The sequence below is a fragment of the Nocardioides plantarum genome (genome assembly GCF_006346395.1).
GTDB classification, from domain to species: domain Bacteria; phylum Actinomycetota; class Actinomycetes; order Propionibacteriales; family Nocardioidaceae; genus Nocardioides; species Nocardioides plantarum.
The window spans coordinates 42,137-56,756 of record NZ_VDMS01000006.1 but is presented as its reverse complement, the minus strand read 5'-3'; the positions used below and the strand labels follow the sequence as shown (position 1 = coordinate 56,756).

Sequence of the window (14,620 nt, the reverse complement as noted above, 5' to 3'; positions counted from 1 at the left end):
ACCGGACAGCTACGCGCTCGGCTCCCAGCCGAGCAGCTCGGCGATCTCGGTGGGCAGCAGGACGGGGTTGAACGGCTTGGAGATCACGCCGGCGACCGCCAGGTCGTCCCACGGCTGGTGACCGCCGATGCCGAGCTTGGCCGTGAGCAGGATGACGGGGATGTCGCGGGTGGCCTCGTCGGCCTGCAGTGCCAGGAAGGTCGCCCGGCCGTCCATCACCGGCATCATCAGGTCGAGCAGCACGGCGTCGGGGTGGTGCTGCCGGGCCAGCTCGACCGCGGCCGCGCCCCCGTCGGCGGCGATGACGTCCCACTCCGCGACGACCTCGAGGGTCAGCTGGGTGATCTCGCGGATGGAGTCGTCGTCGTCGACGATGAGGATCGTCGGCCTCGCGGGGGTGGTCACGGAGCCCCGGTACCCGATGCGGCGTCGGATCCCCCGAAGGTGCCGACGTAGTAGGTCTGCCGGTCGACGGGTGCGACGAGGACGTTGCCGGTACGGCCCAGGACGCGGCTGGCATGGACCCCGAACGACCGGTCGTCGTCGTTGAAGGCGCAGATGTCCCACCCGACGACCGCGTCGGCCTCGGCCAGGACCGCGCCGATCCGTTCGATCATCGCCGGGAAGGCACGGCTGCGTCGGTGGTCGCGGTGCACCAGCGTGAAGCCGACGTAGTAGACCGCGCCGCGGGCGACGTGGTCGGGGTAGTGGTGCGCGAAGTAGGCCGGGCTGATCCACGGGACGGTCTCGAGCTGGTTGGTCAGGGTGGACATGCCGACGGCGAGCCCGTCGCGCCTCGCGACGTACTTCTGGACCCGGGGATCGACCATCTCGGCCAGGAACTCGTCGCGGTGGAGCAGCTGGCGGGCGACGGCCCGGGTCTCCAGCTCGGCGAAGGTCTCGCGGTAGAGCGCGTAGTAGGACTCGGCGGTCTCGTCGTCGAGCTCGGCCTCCACCGTGACCTCGATCGCCGACGTCGGGCTCGCGGGGCTCTCGGCGCTCATGGCGTCGTCCAGCCGGCGACGGAGTAGGCGGCGATCGCGAGCGCGCACACCGGGGTCGTGGTGCAGTGCGCCGTCACGATGGCGGTGCTCACCTCGCCGTAGTCGATCCCGCGGCTGTGGGCCATGTCGGCCAGGCTGAGCCGGATCTGCTCGTCGACGGAGGCCTCACTGCCGCCGGTGTGCTCGACGAAGAGCCCCCCGAGCACGGGGTCGAAGACCCAGCCGAGCCCGGCCGAGACGACCTCGCCGGGGTGGTCGGCGTAGGCGACCGACTCGACGCAGTACAGCCGGTCGCCGTGGGTGCCGGCCACGGTCGTGGTGTCGCGGGTCAGGACGGTCCCGGGCGGGATGACCGACGACAGCACGATGAGGTTGAAGTTGGCGACACCCGCCTCGAGCAGTGCGGCGTCGAAGGCGGACAACAGGGTCCGTCCCCCGCCCACGGCCGTGCGGACCGTGATGTGGAGCGGAGCCGGGTCGGTCCGGGTCGGGGAGGTGTCGGGGGGGATCACGTCGCGTCTTTCGGTCTGGTGGAGTCGGTCTGCAGCAGCTGGAGCACGCGCTCCTCGACCCCGGCGAGGTCGACCCGGGCCTTGGTGAGGAACTCGGTCCGGCCGAGGGTGAGGCGGGGGCGGTCGTGGGGGAGGACCTCGTCGGCGCTGTAGACGATCACGTCGAGGTCGGCGGTCGCCGGGTCCGCCCTGAGTGCGTGCACGAGCTCGTAGCCGTCGCCCTCGGCGAGGACGACGTCGAGGATCACGAGGTCGAAGGTAGTGGTCTCGGCCGTCCGGAGGGCCTGGGCGGCGCCGGCGACGCAGGTCACGGCGACGGCGTGGCCGGCCAGCAGGGTGGTCAGGGCTGTCGCGAGGTCGTCGTCGTCCTCGACCAGGAGCACGTGGGGGGTCGCGGCACCGCGCGGCGAGCCCGCCGCCACAGCCGGTCGGCGCGAGGGACCGCGGTCGGGGCTCGGGAGCGTGAAGTAGACCGAGGTGCCCTCGCCCAGGACGCTCTCGGCCCAGATGCGTCCACCGTGGCGCTCGACGATCCCGCGGCTGATCGCGAGCCCCAGACCGGTGCCGCCCAGCGCGCGGGCGTCGGAGGAGTCGACCTGCTCGAAGCGGTCGAACACCGTCTGCAGCTTGTCCTCGGGGATGCCGCGGCCCTGGTCGCGCACGCAGAAGAGGACCCGGTCGTCCTGCCGCACGCTGCTCAGCTCGACGCCCTGGCCGGGGTCGGAGAACTTGATGGCGTTGTTGATCAGGTTGGTGAGGGTCTGGATGATCCGGTCGGCGTCGGCCAGGACCCGGCCGTCGCTGTGGGGGAGCTCGAGGCTGATGTCCTTGGTGTGGGCCATGCCGGACATCTCGGCGACCGCGCGGGCCAGGAGCTCGAAGGAGTCGACCGGGGCGACGGACATGGCCCGGGTGCCGGACTGGATGCGCTCGAGGTCGAGGATGTCGTTGATCAGCCGGCTCAGCCGCTCACTGCTCTCGAGGGCGAGGGTGGCCATCGAGCGCGCGCGGGGGGTCAGCTCGCCGAGCTTGCCGCTGGTCAGCAGCCCGAGCGAGCCGCGGATCGAGGTCAGCGGGGTGCGCAGCTCGTGACTGACCACGGAGATGAACTCGTTCTTCAGCCGGTCGACCTCGCGGCGCTGGGTGATGTCTCGGAACGCCACCACCGCTCCCCGGACCGAGTCGCCCTCGACGAGTGGGCTGGCGGTGATCTCGACGGGGAACTCCGACCCGTCCGCCCGGACGTAGACGTCCTCCTCGGCGTTGGTGACCAGCCCCGACCTGATCGCCTCGGCGATGTAGCAGCCGTCGTAGGGATGGGGATTGCCCTCGGCGTCCGGGGCGTGGAAGAGCTCGTGGACGCCGCGCCCGTGGAGCTGCTCCGAGGAGTAGGAGAGCGCCCGTGCTCCGGAGGGGTTGATGAAGGTCAGCACGCCCTCGGCATCGACCCCGTAGATGCCGTCGGCGACCGAGGCGAGCAGGGTCTCGTTCTCCCGCGCCATGCGCACCAGGTCGGACGTCTGCTCGCGCACCCGGTCCTCGAGGCGACGACGCAGCTGGGTGTTGTCGTAGGTCAGGACGACCTGACGCGCGACCGCGGCGACCACGACCAGCAGCCACAGCGTGATGCTGAGGACGTCGAGCCGGGCGGAGCCGAACCGCAGCTGGACGGCGAGCGCCACCAGCAGGCCGAGGCCGACCAACGCGGTGTCACGGACGTCGGCCCCGCCGCGCGACGACACCGTGTCGCTGGTGGTGGCGCGGTCGGCGTCGTCGCGCGAGCCGGCAGCCAACCCCGGGTACCACGCGCCCAGGGCGATGAGTGCGTAGCCGACGATCCACCCGAGGTCGATGTAGGAGCCGAACTGGAAATCGCCCTGGGCGACGCGCACCGCGAAGGCCAGGTCCGAGAAGCTGTAGGACGAGAAGCCCAGGGCCAGGAAGATGAGGGCGCCGCGGTCGGCGCCGCGCGATCGCAGCAGCAGCAGCACCGCCGAGACGATGAGCAGGATGTCGAGAGCGGGGATGATCAGCGGCAGCACGCTCGACCGGCGGTCGAGATCGACGTCGCGCAGCAGCTCGTCGTAGACCAGCGTGGAGGCGATGATGACGACGGCGCCGCTGATCACCAGGCCGTCGAGCGCGATGACGACCTTCTCGATGCCGCGCCGCTGGACGGTCGGGAAGCCGAACATCGCCGCGATGCACAGGAACAGCGCGACGAAGATGGTCACGTCGCTCACCGTGCTCGGCGAGTTCACGGGATCGGAGCCGACGGCGGCCGCCCAGCAGTTGCCGGCGGTGGCGACCAGGGACCCCACGAGGATCAGCCGCCACGACCGCGTGCGGCCGGCAGGGGTCCTCGTACGACGCCAGCTGGCGACCACGAGGAAGAGGCCACTGAGGACCAGGCCGAGGGCGCTCACGGTCTGGCGGGTGGGCAGCGAGGCGACTGCGGGGTGGAACGCCACCGCGAACAGCGCGCAGACCAGGGCCGTCACCAGCAGCACGACCCGGTCGCCGAGTCGGTGGCCACCCCTCGCGTCGGCGTCGACGGGAGGGCCTGCGTCAGGGTCGCGCACCGGCACCACGGACCGACCCGAGCGACTGCCGGTCGCGCCGTGTGCTCATGCTGACATCCTGGCTGAGGTGGAGTGAGGGACCGGCCGTGGGGGATCGGGCGGTTCAGACGATCGGACGACTCCACGTACCCGAGTCATCGTAGCGACCCGGCCGACCTGCGGCGTAGCTTCACCGGATGTCACGCCCGACACGTCGGGCACCCAGGACACGGTCAGCGCTCCCCGCTCGGCTCGGGTCGAGCGGCCCTCAGACCAGCCCGACCAGCGCCGCCGAGCGCTCCCAGAGACCGTCGACGATCTCCTGCCGGCGGGCCTGCTTGTTCTCCCGGCCGTTGACGGAGAAGCGGCTGAAGTAGTGGCCGTCGATGGCGGGGTCGGGGCCGCGCTCGACGAGCGCGACCAGGGGCGCGGCGCCGTCGGGGACGCTGATCGTGGCCAGCCGCTTCAGCGGGCTGCGGTAGAGCAGGCCCACGAGCCACGAGTCGCGGCCGAACGAGCTGCCGACCGGGCCGGGGTGCACGGCGACCGACCGGATCTGGTCGTCGGACCACCGCTGGCTGATGCCGCGGGTGAAGACGATGTTCATCAGCTTGCCGGTGCCGTAGGCGGGGAACTCGATCGCGCGACGGTGCTCGTAGTCGAGGTCGTCGAGCACGATCTTGCCCATCAGGTTGCCGATGCTGGACGTGTTGACCACCAGCGCCCCGCCGGTCGCCGCGAGCTGGGGGCGCAGCAGGTTGGTCAGCAGGAACGGCGCCAGGTGGTTGATCTGGAAGTTGGGCTCGTGACCGTCGTGGGTCTTGCGCGACGGCGAGAACGTGCCGCCGGCGTTGTTGAGCAGCACGTCGATCGTGGGCGTGCGCTCGGCCACCTGGGCCGCGAGGCGGCGTACGTCGTCGAGGCGCGAGAAGTCGGCGATCAGCGGGTCGGTGCCGACCGCCTCGGCGACCGGCGCGAGCTTGTCGGCGGAGCGACCGGTCACGAGGACCGTCGCCCCCTTGCCGGCCAGCACCCTGGCCGCCTCGGCCCCGATGCCGTCACTGGCCCCGGTCACCAGCACGGTCCGGCCGGCCATCGTCTGCTCGCTCATGCGTCGCAGCGTAGGAGGCACCGGGGACGGTCACCTCACCCCGTCCGGGTGGCGGTGATGCCTCCGTCGACCGCGATCGTCGCGCCGTGGACGTAGGCCGCCTGCTCCGAGACGACCCAGGCGACCGCGGCGGCGATGTCGTCCGGGGTGCCGGGCCGACCGGCCGGGGTGCCGGAGGTCATCTGGGTGATCACGTCGTCGGCGCCGTCGTTGATCGGCGTGCGGGTCGCGCCGGGGGAGACGGTGTTGACCCGGACGCCGCGCGGGCCGAGCTCGGCCGCCCAGCTGCGGGCCAGCTGCTCCTCGGCGGCCTTGGTGGCGGAGTAGAGCCCGACGAACGCGTGTCCGACGGTCGCCATCCACGACCCGATCACCACGATCGCGCCGCCGCCGGCCTCGATCATCGGCGGGGCGAGGGCGGCGGTGAGCACGTGCGGGGCGCGTACGTTGACGGCCAGGGTGGCCTCCAGGTCGGCGTCGGTGAGCGAGAACGTGTCGACGGGCGGGCAGAGGGCGGCGTTGTGGACCAGCAGGTCGACCGGGCCGCCCAGGGCCTCGGCCCAGGCGCCGGCCGTCGCGCGCAGGCCGTCCGGCGGGCCGGTGAGCTCCGAGGCGACGAACACGGCCGAGCCGCCCTCGCGTCGTACGTCGGCGACGACGGTCTCGCCGCGCCCGGCGTCGCGGCCGGTGACGACGACGTGCGCGCCACGGGCGGCGAGGAGACGGACGGTGGCGGCGCCGATGCCGCTGGTGGAGCCGGTGACGACGGCGCGGCGGCCGGCGAGGGACAGGGAGTCGGTGGTCATGCCCCCAGTCGACTGCCTGGCGGCGGATCGGACCAGGGCGGGCGCTGCCTGGTCACGGCACGACCAGGCAGGGTGCCTGCACCGCTCCTAGGGTGGGTCCATGCCCGCCGACCGTGCCGCCCTCGGTGAGTTCCTCCGCTCGCGGCGCGACGGGTTGACGCCGGCCCAGGCCGGGATCGACGCCTTCCCGGGTCCGCGTCGGGTGCCGGGGCTGCGCAAGGAGGAGCTCGCGGTGCTGGCCGGGCTGAGCGCCGACCACTACAGCCGGATCGAGCAGGGCCGCCAGCAGACGCTCACCGATGACGTCCTCGACGCGCTCGCGCGGGCGCTGCAGCTCGACGACGTCGAGCGGACCCACCTGCGCGACCTGGCCGCCCCCTCCCGACGTGGCTCGGCCCGGACGGCCGTCTGGGAGGCGCCGCAGCGGCCCGACCCCGGCCTGCTGCGCCTGATGTCGACCCTCGACCACGTCCCGGCGCTGCTGCTGGGTCGTCGCGGCGACGTGCTGGCCCGCAACGCGCTGCTGCCGGCGGTGCTGGGGCACGAGATGGCGCCGGGGTCGTCGCTGCTGCGCTGGCTCTTCCTCGACCCGGCGTCTCGCGAGCGGATCGTCAACTGGTCCGACTACGCCGCCGCCGCGGTGGGTGCGATGCGCTACGAGGTCGGGCGCCACCCGCAGGACCGGCGGCTCACAGCGCTCGTCGCCGAGCTGCGCGAGCGCGACGCCGACGTGGCCCGGTGGTGGGACGACCACGGCGTCACCGACCGGACGTCGGTGCCCAAGCAGATCGCGCACCCGGAGCTCGGGGTGCTCCGGTTCGCCATCGAGGCGCTGACCACGCCGCACGACCCCGAGCAGCGCCTGGTGGTCTACACCGTCGAGCCCGACTCGGACACGGCGCGCGCCCTGCCGCTGCTGGCGTCGTGGCACGCGACGGCGTCCGTCACGTCGTAGCGGCGACAGCCGGTCGTAGCGGCGACAGCCGGCGCGAAGGCGCCCACGGACGCCGGTGCGCTGCTTGACTGTCGCGATGAACGACTCGGCACTGATCACCGTCGGCCTGCCCATCGCGCTGGCCATCATCATGTTCGGCCTCGGGCTGTCGCTCACCGTCGACGACTTCCGCCGGGTGGCGCGCACCCCGAAGGCGGTGGCGGTCGCGCTGGTCCTGCAGGTGCTGGTGCTGCCGGTGGTGGCCTTCGGGCTGGTGACGGCCTTCGACCTGGACCCGTTGCTCGCGGTCGGTGTCATGCTCCTCGCGGCCTCGCCGGGCGGCACCACGGCCAACCTGTTCAGCCACCTCTTCCACGGCGATGTCGCGCTCAACATCACGCTGACCGCGATCAACTCCGTGATCGCCGCGATCACCATCCCGCTGATCACCAACCTCGCCATCGACCACTTCGACGCCGACGGTGAGCTCGGCCTGCAGACCGGCAAGGTGCTGCAGGTGATCGCCGTCGTGCTGGTGCCGGTGGCGGTCGGCATGGTCGTGCGGCACCGCTCGGAGGCCTTCGCCGCGCGCGCGGACCGTCCCGTGCGCGTCTTCTCGATCGCCGTCCTGGTCGCCGTCTCGGTCGGCGCGCTCCTCGGCGAGCGCAAGAACCTCGCCGACTACGTCGAGCAGGTCGGCCTGGTCACCGGACTGTTCTGCCTGATCAGCCTGAGCGCCGGCTACCTGGGCGCCAAGCTGCTGCGCCTCCCCGAGCCGCAGGCCGTCGCCAGCTCGATGGAGGTCGGCATCCACAACACCACCGTCGCGCTGACCATCGCGCTCAGCGTGCTCGACAGCACCGAGGTCGCGATCCCCAGCGCGGTCTACTCCGTGCTGATGTACGTCCTGGCCACGGCGTTCGGGCTGCTGGTCACCCGGCGGCACGGGCGGCGTACGGCGGCGGCCTGAGGCTGGACCCGGCGTCGACGACCACCTAGGTTGGACACGTGTCTGAACAGGTGTCCGTTCCGCGCTCGCAGTACGCCGACCTCTCCCGCGACCAGCTCGCCGCGCTGGTGCGCGACCTGCTGCTGATCGGCCAGCTGATCGACCGGTCGGGGATGGCGTGGTGCATCTCGGCGTTCGGCCGCGAGGAGATGGCGCAGGTCGCGATCGAGGAGTGGGGCTGCGCCAGCCCGATCTACACCCGGCGCATGCAGCGGGCCCTCGGCTTCGAGGGCGACGACGTGCCCACGATCTTCAAGGGTCTGCAGCTCGACATCGGGGCGCCGCACCAGTTCCTCGACTTCCGCTTCAAGATCCTCGACGCCTGGTCGGGCGAGTTCTGGCTCGACCACTGCGGCGCGCTCGCCGACGTGCAGCCGATGGGCGAGGACTACGTGCGCTCGATGTGCCACGACATCGAGGACCCCACCTTCGACGCCACGGCCGTGGCCACCAACCGGCGCGCCCAGATCCGCCCGCTGCACCGGCCGCCGTACGACGAGCCGCGGGGCGGCGCCGTCTGCCACTGGACGATCATCATCGACGAGAGCCACCCCGAGGCCCAGGACCTGCCGGGCCTCGCGGCGATCGGCGCGAGCGTGGCCGCGTCCGTCGAGCTCGCCCCGATCGACCCGGCCGACGACGGTCGCCCCGACTACGGCGGACCGGTGCTGTCGGACTTCCCGGCCGAGGCGTTCTCGCACTCCGCGCTGGTCCGCATCGCCGACGAGCTCTGCGTGCAGATGCAGCTGCTCAACCTGTCGTTCGGGCAGGCCGTGCGCGCGCGTGCCGACGACGACGGCCAGCTGACGACGATCCTGCGCCAGCAGCTCATCGGCATCGCCGGCGTCGCCGCGGGCCGACTGCGCGCCACCCTCGGCCTCGGCGCCGACGAGGCCGCCGCGCTCGAGGTGCTCCGACTGCTGCCGATGCTCGGCCCGACGGCCTACGTCGACGCGCGCGTCGAGGGCGACGCCCTCGTCGTACGCCGCTCGCCCGCGCACGACGACGGTGGCTGGCTCGCGCTGCTCGGCCCGGGGTGGACGGCGGCGCTCGACGCCGCCGTCCACGCCGTCGACCCGCGGTTCTCGGTCGAGGTGACCGGCACCGACGGCGAGTGGCGCGTCGTGGTCGTCGTCGGCGAGGAGCGCAAGGTCGCCGACGAGGTCGCCGTCACCCGCTTCTCCACCGGCGTCACCTGGCAGTTCGAGCCTCGGCACGCGTTGCCGCTGACCGTGGTGGGGCGCTGAGGGGGCCTGAGCGGGGAATCCCCGGCTGACCGGGGCATCCGCGCTACGGCCGGACGTGGGTCCTGAGGACTCAGGACTGCGTGGCCGGCGCCGACGGGGGCTCGGGCTGGTCGCCGTCGGCCTGCGGGGCCTGCGGGGCCTCCGGGGCGTCGGGCTGACCGCCGTCCGTCTGACCACCGTCCGTCTGACCACTGGGGGCGCCGGGGCCACTGGGGATGCCGGGGCCACCGGGGGCGTCGCCGCACGGCTGGGGACGCGCGGGCTCGTCGCCGGCCTTCGGTGCTCCGGCGGGCGGCTCGGGCCGGTCGCCGTCGGCCTTGGGGGGCTTCGGTGCCTTGTCGCCGGGCTGGGGGGGCTGGGGCTTGTCGCCGGCCTTCGGTGCTCCGGCGGGCGGCTCGGGCTTGTCGCCGTCGGCCTTGGGGGGCTTCGGCGCCTTGTCGCCGGCCCGGGGCGCCTTGTCGCCCGCCTTCGGCAGCTCGGGGGCGCCGGCCGGGGGAGCCGGGGGAGCCGGCGGTGCCGCGCAGGTGCCGGCGTCGTCGCCGTCCTGCGGGGTTGTCGTGGAGGAGTCGCCGGAGCCGTCCGAGCTGTCGGAGCCGTCGGAGGTCGGCGCGTCGGTCGCCGGCGCGGTGGGGGTGTCGCCCCCTCCGGCCTGCAGCGAGCCGGAGCCGGCCGCGGTCGACGACGAGGCGCGCACGGTGCTGCCGTTGTCGGCCAGGGCCGGGATGGTGACGGCGAGCGCCGCGCCGACCACGGCGAGGCCGGCGAGCCCGGCCACGAGCGGACGGCGACGCCGCGGCGAGCGGGCGGCGTACGCCGGGAACTCCTGGGTGTCGCCGGGGTCGCCGGCCCCTGCGGCGTGAGCGGTGTGGGCGGCTGCCTGCTGGGCCGCCTCGAGCTCACGGCGGCGTCGCATCGCGCGCAGCTGCTCGATCGGGTTCTGGTTCATGTCGTCTCCTCGTACGTCGGGTGGTTCGCCACCGCGTCGCTGCGGCGGGCTGAGCAGAACCTGGCTCGCCCACCTGAAGCGGACCTCAAGGACGACGCCGTACGGGGCTTTCTTGAGGAGGTCTTCAGTCGGGCTCGGCAGACTGGGCACATGAAGCCTCCGTCGTCGGCACCGCGCATCCTCGTGGTGGAGGACGACGAGACCATCCGCACGACGGTCGCGGCGTCGCTGCGTTCGGCCGGGTTCGAGGTCGAGGCCCGGTCCGACGGGGCGATGCTCGAGGACGACCTGGCTCGACTGCGTCCGGCGCTGGTGGTGCTCGACTGGATGCTGCCGGGGCGCGACGGCCCGCAGCTGGTCGACGTCGTCCGGTCCCACTCGCGCGCCGGGATCGTCATGCTCACCGCCCGCGAGGGGGTCGCCGACCGACTGCGCGGCTTCGAGGTCGGCGTCGACGACTACGTGTCGAAGCCGTTCGTCACCGAGGAGCTCGTCGCCCGGATCCGGGCCGTCCTGCGGCGCCTGGGCGCGGTGCCGGCGACGATCCGCGTCGGCGACCTCGCGGTCGACGAGGACGGCGGCACCGCCACCCGGGCCGGTGAGCGGCTGTCGCTGACCGCGACGGAGTTCCGTCTGCTCTGCTACCTCGCGCACCACCGCGACCGGGTCGTGTCGTCGGCCCAGATCCTCACCCAGGTCTGGGGGTACGACGACTACGCAGACAACCTCGTGCAGGTGCACCTCAGCGCCCTGCGCCGCAAGATGGAGTCGCACGGGCCGCGCCTGATCCACACCGAGCGCGGTCTCGGCTACGTCCTGCGCGCGCCCCGGCCGCTCGCGTGACCCGCCGTACGCCGGACGGCCTGCACACCCCGTCGCTGCGGCGCCGGGTGACGTGGGTCGTGCTCGCTGCGGTCACCCTGATGCTGCTGGTCCTCGGGGTCACCACCGACCTGGTCCTCGAGGCCCGGCTCAACGGCCAGCAGCGCGAGCGGCTCGTCGACCGCGCCCGGGTCGCCGACGCGCTCGTCGACCAGGTCGACGGTCGCGACCTCGCCCGCCGCCTCGAGGGCGACGGCGTCTCGGTCGTGCTCATCGGGCCGGACGGCGACGTCTACGCCGAGGGCCCGCTCGCCGGTGGTGCGGCGGCCGACGACCGCCCCGCCGGTACGCCGCCCAGCCAGCAGGCCGAGCAGCCGCAGGCGCCCGGGTCGGCGGCCCGACCGCAGGACGGTCGGGCGCCGACCCCGCCCTCGCGCCCGGCGCCGCGCTCCGAGGACCCCGAGGTGGTCGAGTCCGGCGACCTGCTCACGGTGACCCGCGACCTGGCCGACGGCAGTCGTGTCGAGCTGCTCTCCGACACCTCCGACGTGCAGGACACCCTCGGCCAGGTGCGGCTGGCGCTGCTGCTGGGCGCCCTGCTCGTGCTGCTCGCGGCGGCCGTCGCCGTACCCCTGGTCGTGGGCCGCGCGCTCGCCCCGCTCGGCCGGATCACCGAGGCCGCCCGCTCGATCACCGGCGGCGACCGCGGGCGGCGGCTGCGGCCCAGCCCGGCGACGTCCGAGCTCGGCCGGACCGCCACCGCCTTCGACGACATGCTCGACGAGCTCGTCGGTGCCGAGGCCCGGGCCCGCGCCGCGGAGGACCGGATCCGCACCTTCCTCTCCGACGCCGCCCACGACCTGCGGACGCCGCTCACCGGTGCCCAGGCCGCCGCCGAGCTGGTGCTGCGCGACGACCCGCCCAAGGCCGAGCGCGAGCGCGTGCTGACCACCGCCGTACGCGAGGCGCGGCGGGCCGGGCGGTTGGTCGACGACATGCTGCTGATGGCCCGTATCGACCAGGGCCTGACCCTGCGTCGCGACCCGGTCGACCTGCACGAGGTGGCCGCGGCCGTCGTCGCGGCGCGCGAGCCAACGGCGCCCGACGTCCCCATCGCGCTGACCGGCGCCCCGTGCACGGTCACCGGCGACCGCGATCGGCTGTCGCGGCTGCTCGGCAACCTCGTCGACAACGCCGTCAACGCCGTGCGCACCGTGCCCGCCGCGACCGCCGGTCCACGCGTGCGGATCGAGGTCGGCACGGTCGGGGGCACGGTCGGGCGCTGGGTCGAGGTCGTGGTCCGTGACGACGGTCCGGGCGTGGGTGTCGGGGACCGGGAGCGGATCTTCGACCGGATGGTCCGTCTCGACGGCTCGCGCGCCGACGTCGAGGGCGCCGCGGCGTCCGGCTCGGGCCTCGGCCTGCCGATCGCCCGCGGCATCGCCCGCGCGCACGGCGGCGACCTCGTCTGCGAGCCGACCGGACCCGAGGGGCGCGGCGCGGTGTTCCGGCTGACCCTGCCGGGGAGTCCGACGGCGGGGGCCTGAGCGCCCCATGTCCGGCGCCACGTCGAGAGCCGCCCGGCGCGGACGGCGCAGGTCGCTCAGCCGCGGGCGGCGAGGACCTCGCGGCCGCGCGGGGTGCTCGGGAAGCGCTCGATCAGCTCGCGCAGTGCGGCGGCGTCGACGTTGGCGCCGAAGGCCTCGGTGCCGGGCTCGAGGCGCACCCCGGCGGCCAGCTCGCCGGCCGGCACCGGGTCGAAGCCCATCAGGTCGACGAGGTGGCTCACCGCCGCCACGTCGGCCTCGGCGTCGCCGGCGACCGCGATGGCCTTGCGGTCGGGGTCGCCGGAGGGACGGGCCACGCTCTCGAGGTCGTGGTAGCCCATGTGGTTGAACGCCTTGACCACGCGTGCGTCGGGGAGGAGGTCCTGGACGACCTGTGACGTCGAGGTCCGCGGGTCGGTGAGGTCGTCACGCGGGCCGTCGACCTCCCACCAGTAGTTCATCGCGTCGACCACCAGCGCGCCGGACAGGGCGGTGGCCAGCGGGCCGGTCGCCACCGCCTCGAACTTGCCGAGCGGCAGGGCGAGCACGACGAGGTCGGCTCCCTCGACCGCCTGCGCGGCCGACACTGCTCGCGCGCCCGGCGCGAACACCTCGATCGTCAGGGCGATGCGCCCCGGGTCGCCCGAACCGGCGACCGCGACGTCGAGCCCGGCGGCGGCCCCGAGCCGGGCCAGCACGGTGCCGACCTTGCCGGCGCCCAGGATCCCTATCCGGGTGATCGGTGCGTGGTGCGTGGTGTCCATGCAGGGGGAACGACCTGGCGGGTCGGGTATTCCGGCGGTGGTCGCCTCCGACTCCGCCTGTGAGCCTTGACACGAGCCGCCGATCGGACAGAATGGACACGTGTCCAGTCAGGTGTCCGATCCGGTCGGACGGCAGTCGGGGGAGGAGCTCGTCTTCGACCCCTACGACTACGCCACCCAGGACGACCCCTACCCGATCTACCAGCGGCTGCGCGACGAGGAGCCCCTGCACCACAACCCCGAGCACGACTTCTGGGTGCTCTCCCGCCACGCCGACGTCGCGGCCGCGCTGCGCGACGACGCGACGTACTCCAACCGGATGGGCGTCAGCCTCGACCAGTCCGCCTGGCACCCCGAGGCCCACCGGATCATGTCGTTCCTGGCGCTCGATGGGCCCGAGCAGTCGCGGATCCGCTCGCTCGTCTCGCGCGCGTTCACCCCGCGGCGCGTCAAGGAGCTCATCCCCCAGGTGCAGGGCCTCACCGAGCGCTACCTCGACGCCGCCCTCGAGCAGGCCGGCCCGGGCGGCGAGCTCGACTGGATCACCGACCTGGCCGGCAAGCTCCCCATGGACGTCATCTCCGAGATGATGGGCGTCCCCGAGGTCGACCGCGACGAGGTACGCCGCCTGTCCGACCTGCTGGTGCACCGCGAGGAGGGCGTCCACGACGTCCCGCCGGCCGGCATGGAGGCCGCGATGACCCTCTTCGGCTACTACGGCGACCTGCTCGCCGACCGCCGTGCCCACCCGACCGACGACCTCACGTCCGCGCTGCTGCAGGCCGAGGTCGACGGCGACCGGCTCGACGACGGCGAGATCATCGCGTTCCTGTTCCTCATGGTCGTGGCCGGCAACGAGACGACGACCAAGCTGCTCGGCAACGCCGTGCACCATCTGGCCGCCCACCCCGACCAGCTGGCCGCGGTCTTCGCCGACCCCGACGAGCTGCTCGTGCCGTGGATCGAGGAGACCCTGCGCCACGACACCTCCTCGCAGCTGCTCGCCCGTCACCTGCGCGCCGACGTGACGCTGCACGGGCGCACCGCCCCGGCCGGGTCCAAGCTGCTCGTCTCCCTCGGGTCGGCCAACCGCGACGAGCGCGTGTTCAGCGACCCCACGTCGTACGACGTCCACCGCGACAAGGCCGAGCTCGGGCAGATCGTGAGCTTCGGCGGGGGCCGGCACTTCTGCCTGGGCGCCAACCTGGCCCGCCTCGAGGCGCGCATCGTGCTGGCCGAGCTGGTCCGCCGGGCCGCGTCGGTCGAGGTCGACGCCGAGCGCGCGGTCCGCGTCCACTCCACCAACGTCCGGGGCTTCGCCCAGCTGCCGGTCCGCGTCCACCTCCGGAGCAGCTGA

General features: G+C 73.6%; 14 protein-coding genes. 6 read left to right on the top strand and 8 right to left on the bottom strand.

Annotated elements, in window-relative coordinates:
- Positions 1 to 9 precede the first annotated feature (9 nt).
- The 6 genes from FJQ56_RS21515 to FJQ56_RS21490 all read right to left on the bottom strand — a co-directional run bounded on the left by FJQ56_RS21515 (position 10) and on the right by FJQ56_RS21490 (position 5,994).
- Positions 10 to 405: a response regulator gene (locus tag FJQ56_RS21515; protein ID WP_170215496.1), complete on the bottom strand. Its 396-nt coding sequence runs from the start codon at positions 403 to 405 to the stop codon at positions 10 to 12.
- On the bottom strand, positions 402 to 1,004 hold the full coding sequence (locus FJQ56_RS21510) for a hypothetical protein (RefSeq protein ID WP_140011714.1): 603 nt from the start codon (positions 1,002 to 1,004) through the stop codon (positions 402 to 404). Before FJQ56_RS21510 ends, FJQ56_RS21515 begins: the two co-directional genes overlap by 4 nt.
- Positions 1,001 to 1,516: a pyruvoyl-dependent arginine decarboxylase gene (locus tag FJQ56_RS21505; RefSeq protein WP_211351336.1), complete on the bottom strand. Its 516-nt coding sequence runs from the start codon at positions 1,514 to 1,516 to the stop codon at positions 1,001 to 1,003. The genes FJQ56_RS21510 and FJQ56_RS21505 overlap by 4 nt, the downstream gene beginning before the upstream one ends.
- Positions 1,513 to 4,098 carry an ATP-binding protein gene (locus FJQ56_RS21500; RefSeq protein ID WP_140011713.1) on the bottom strand — a complete coding sequence of 862 codons (2,586 nt, stop codon included), beginning with the start codon at positions 4,096 to 4,098 and terminating at the stop codon, positions 1,513 to 1,515. The genes FJQ56_RS21505 and FJQ56_RS21500 overlap by 4 nt, the downstream gene beginning before the upstream one ends.
- 247 nt (positions 4,099 to 4,345) lie before the next feature.
- On the bottom strand, positions 4,346 to 5,188 hold the full coding sequence (locus tag FJQ56_RS21495; protein ID WP_211351334.1) for an SDR family NAD(P)-dependent oxidoreductase: 843 nt from the start codon (positions 5,186 to 5,188) through the stop codon (positions 4,346 to 4,348).
- 35 nt (positions 5,189 to 5,223) lie between these two features.
- Positions 5,224 to 5,994, bottom strand: a complete 771-nt coding sequence (locus FJQ56_RS21490) for an SDR family NAD(P)-dependent oxidoreductase (RefSeq protein ID WP_140011712.1) — start codon at positions 5,992 to 5,994, stop codon at positions 5,224 to 5,226.
- A gap of 100 nt (positions 5,995 to 6,094) precedes the next feature.
- On the opposite strand from FJQ56_RS21490, the gene FJQ56_RS21485 reads away from it, so the two are divergent.
- The 3 genes from FJQ56_RS21485 (at position 6,095) to FJQ56_RS21475 (ending at position 9,184) form a co-directional block, all read left to right on the top strand.
- A complete protein-coding gene (locus FJQ56_RS21485) occupies positions 6,095 to 6,949 on the top strand; it encodes a helix-turn-helix transcriptional regulator (RefSeq protein ID WP_140011711.1) in 855 nt (284 codons plus the stop codon).
- 76 nt (positions 6,950 to 7,025) lie between these two features.
- On the top strand, positions 7,026 to 7,898 hold the full coding sequence (locus tag FJQ56_RS21480) for a bile acid:sodium symporter family protein (RefSeq protein WP_140011710.1): 873 nt from the start codon (positions 7,026 to 7,028) through the stop codon (positions 7,896 to 7,898).
- Between the two features lie 38 nt (positions 7,899 to 7,936).
- Positions 7,937 to 9,184 carry a hypothetical protein gene (locus FJQ56_RS21475; RefSeq protein WP_246084306.1) on the top strand — a complete coding sequence of 416 codons (1,248 nt, stop codon included), beginning with the start codon at positions 7,937 to 7,939 and terminating at the stop codon, positions 9,182 to 9,184.
- Between the two features lie 70 nt (positions 9,185 to 9,254).
- Here the strand turns inward: FJQ56_RS21475 and FJQ56_RS21470 are convergent, their stop codons facing one another.
- Positions 9,255 to 10,130, bottom strand: a complete 876-nt coding sequence (locus FJQ56_RS21470) for a hypothetical protein (RefSeq protein WP_140011709.1) — start codon at positions 10,128 to 10,130, stop codon at positions 9,255 to 9,257.
- Positions 10,131 to 10,280: 150 nt separating this feature from the next.
- On the opposite strand from FJQ56_RS21470, the gene FJQ56_RS21465 reads away from it, so the two are divergent.
- Both FJQ56_RS21465 and FJQ56_RS21460 read left to right on the top strand, forming a co-directional pair.
- Entirely contained in the window at positions 10,281 to 10,973 is a 693-nt protein-coding gene (locus FJQ56_RS21465; RefSeq protein ID WP_140011708.1) for a response regulator transcription factor, read from the top strand.
- Entirely contained in the window at positions 10,970 to 12,499 is a 1,530-nt protein-coding gene (locus FJQ56_RS21460; protein WP_140011707.1) for a sensor histidine kinase, read from the top strand. The genes FJQ56_RS21465 and FJQ56_RS21460 overlap by 4 nt, the downstream gene beginning before the upstream one ends.
- Positions 12,500 to 12,555: 56 nt before the next feature.
- Here the strand turns inward: FJQ56_RS21460 and FJQ56_RS21455 are convergent, their stop codons facing one another.
- Positions 12,556 to 13,263 (bottom strand): NADPH-dependent F420 reductase, encoded by a 708-nt coding sequence (locus FJQ56_RS21455; protein ID WP_140011706.1) that lies wholly within the window; start codon positions 13,261 to 13,263, stop codon positions 12,556 to 12,558.
- Between the two features lie 100 nt (positions 13,264 to 13,363).
- Here FJQ56_RS21455 and FJQ56_RS21450 point away from each other — a divergent pair, with 100 nt between their 5' ends.
- Entirely contained in the window at positions 13,364 to 14,620 is a 1,257-nt protein-coding gene (locus FJQ56_RS21450) for a cytochrome P450 (protein ID WP_246084305.1), read from the top strand.

Coding starts and splice junctions, on each gene's coding strand:
- FJQ56_RS21470 (WP_140011709.1), bottom strand. CDS start 10,130: ATGAACCAGAACCCGATCGAGCAGCTGCGCGCGATGCGACGCCGCCGT.
- FJQ56_RS21455 (WP_140011706.1), bottom strand. CDS start 13,263: ATGGACACCACGCACCACGCACCGATCACCCGGATAGGGATCCTGGGC.
- FJQ56_RS21495 (WP_211351334.1), bottom strand. CDS start 5,188: ATGAGCGAGCAGACGATGGCCGGCCGGACCGTGCTGGTGACCGGGGCC.
- FJQ56_RS21510 (WP_140011714.1), bottom strand. CDS start 1,004: ATGAGCGCCGAGAGCCCCGCGAGCCCGACGTCGGCGATCGAGGTCACG.
- FJQ56_RS21485 (WP_140011711.1), top strand. CDS start 6,095: ATGCCCGCCGACCGTGCCGCCCTCGGTGAGTTCCTCCGCTCGCGGCGC.
- FJQ56_RS21490 (WP_140011712.1), bottom strand. CDS start 5,994: ATGACCACCGACTCCCTGTCCCTCGCCGGCCGCCGCGCCGTCGTCACC.
- FJQ56_RS21480 (WP_140011710.1), top strand. CDS start 7,026: ATGAACGACTCGGCACTGATCACCGTCGGCCTGCCCATCGCGCTGGCC.
- FJQ56_RS21465 (WP_140011708.1), top strand. CDS start 10,281: ATGAAGCCTCCGTCGTCGGCACCGCGCATCCTCGTGGTGGAGGACGAC.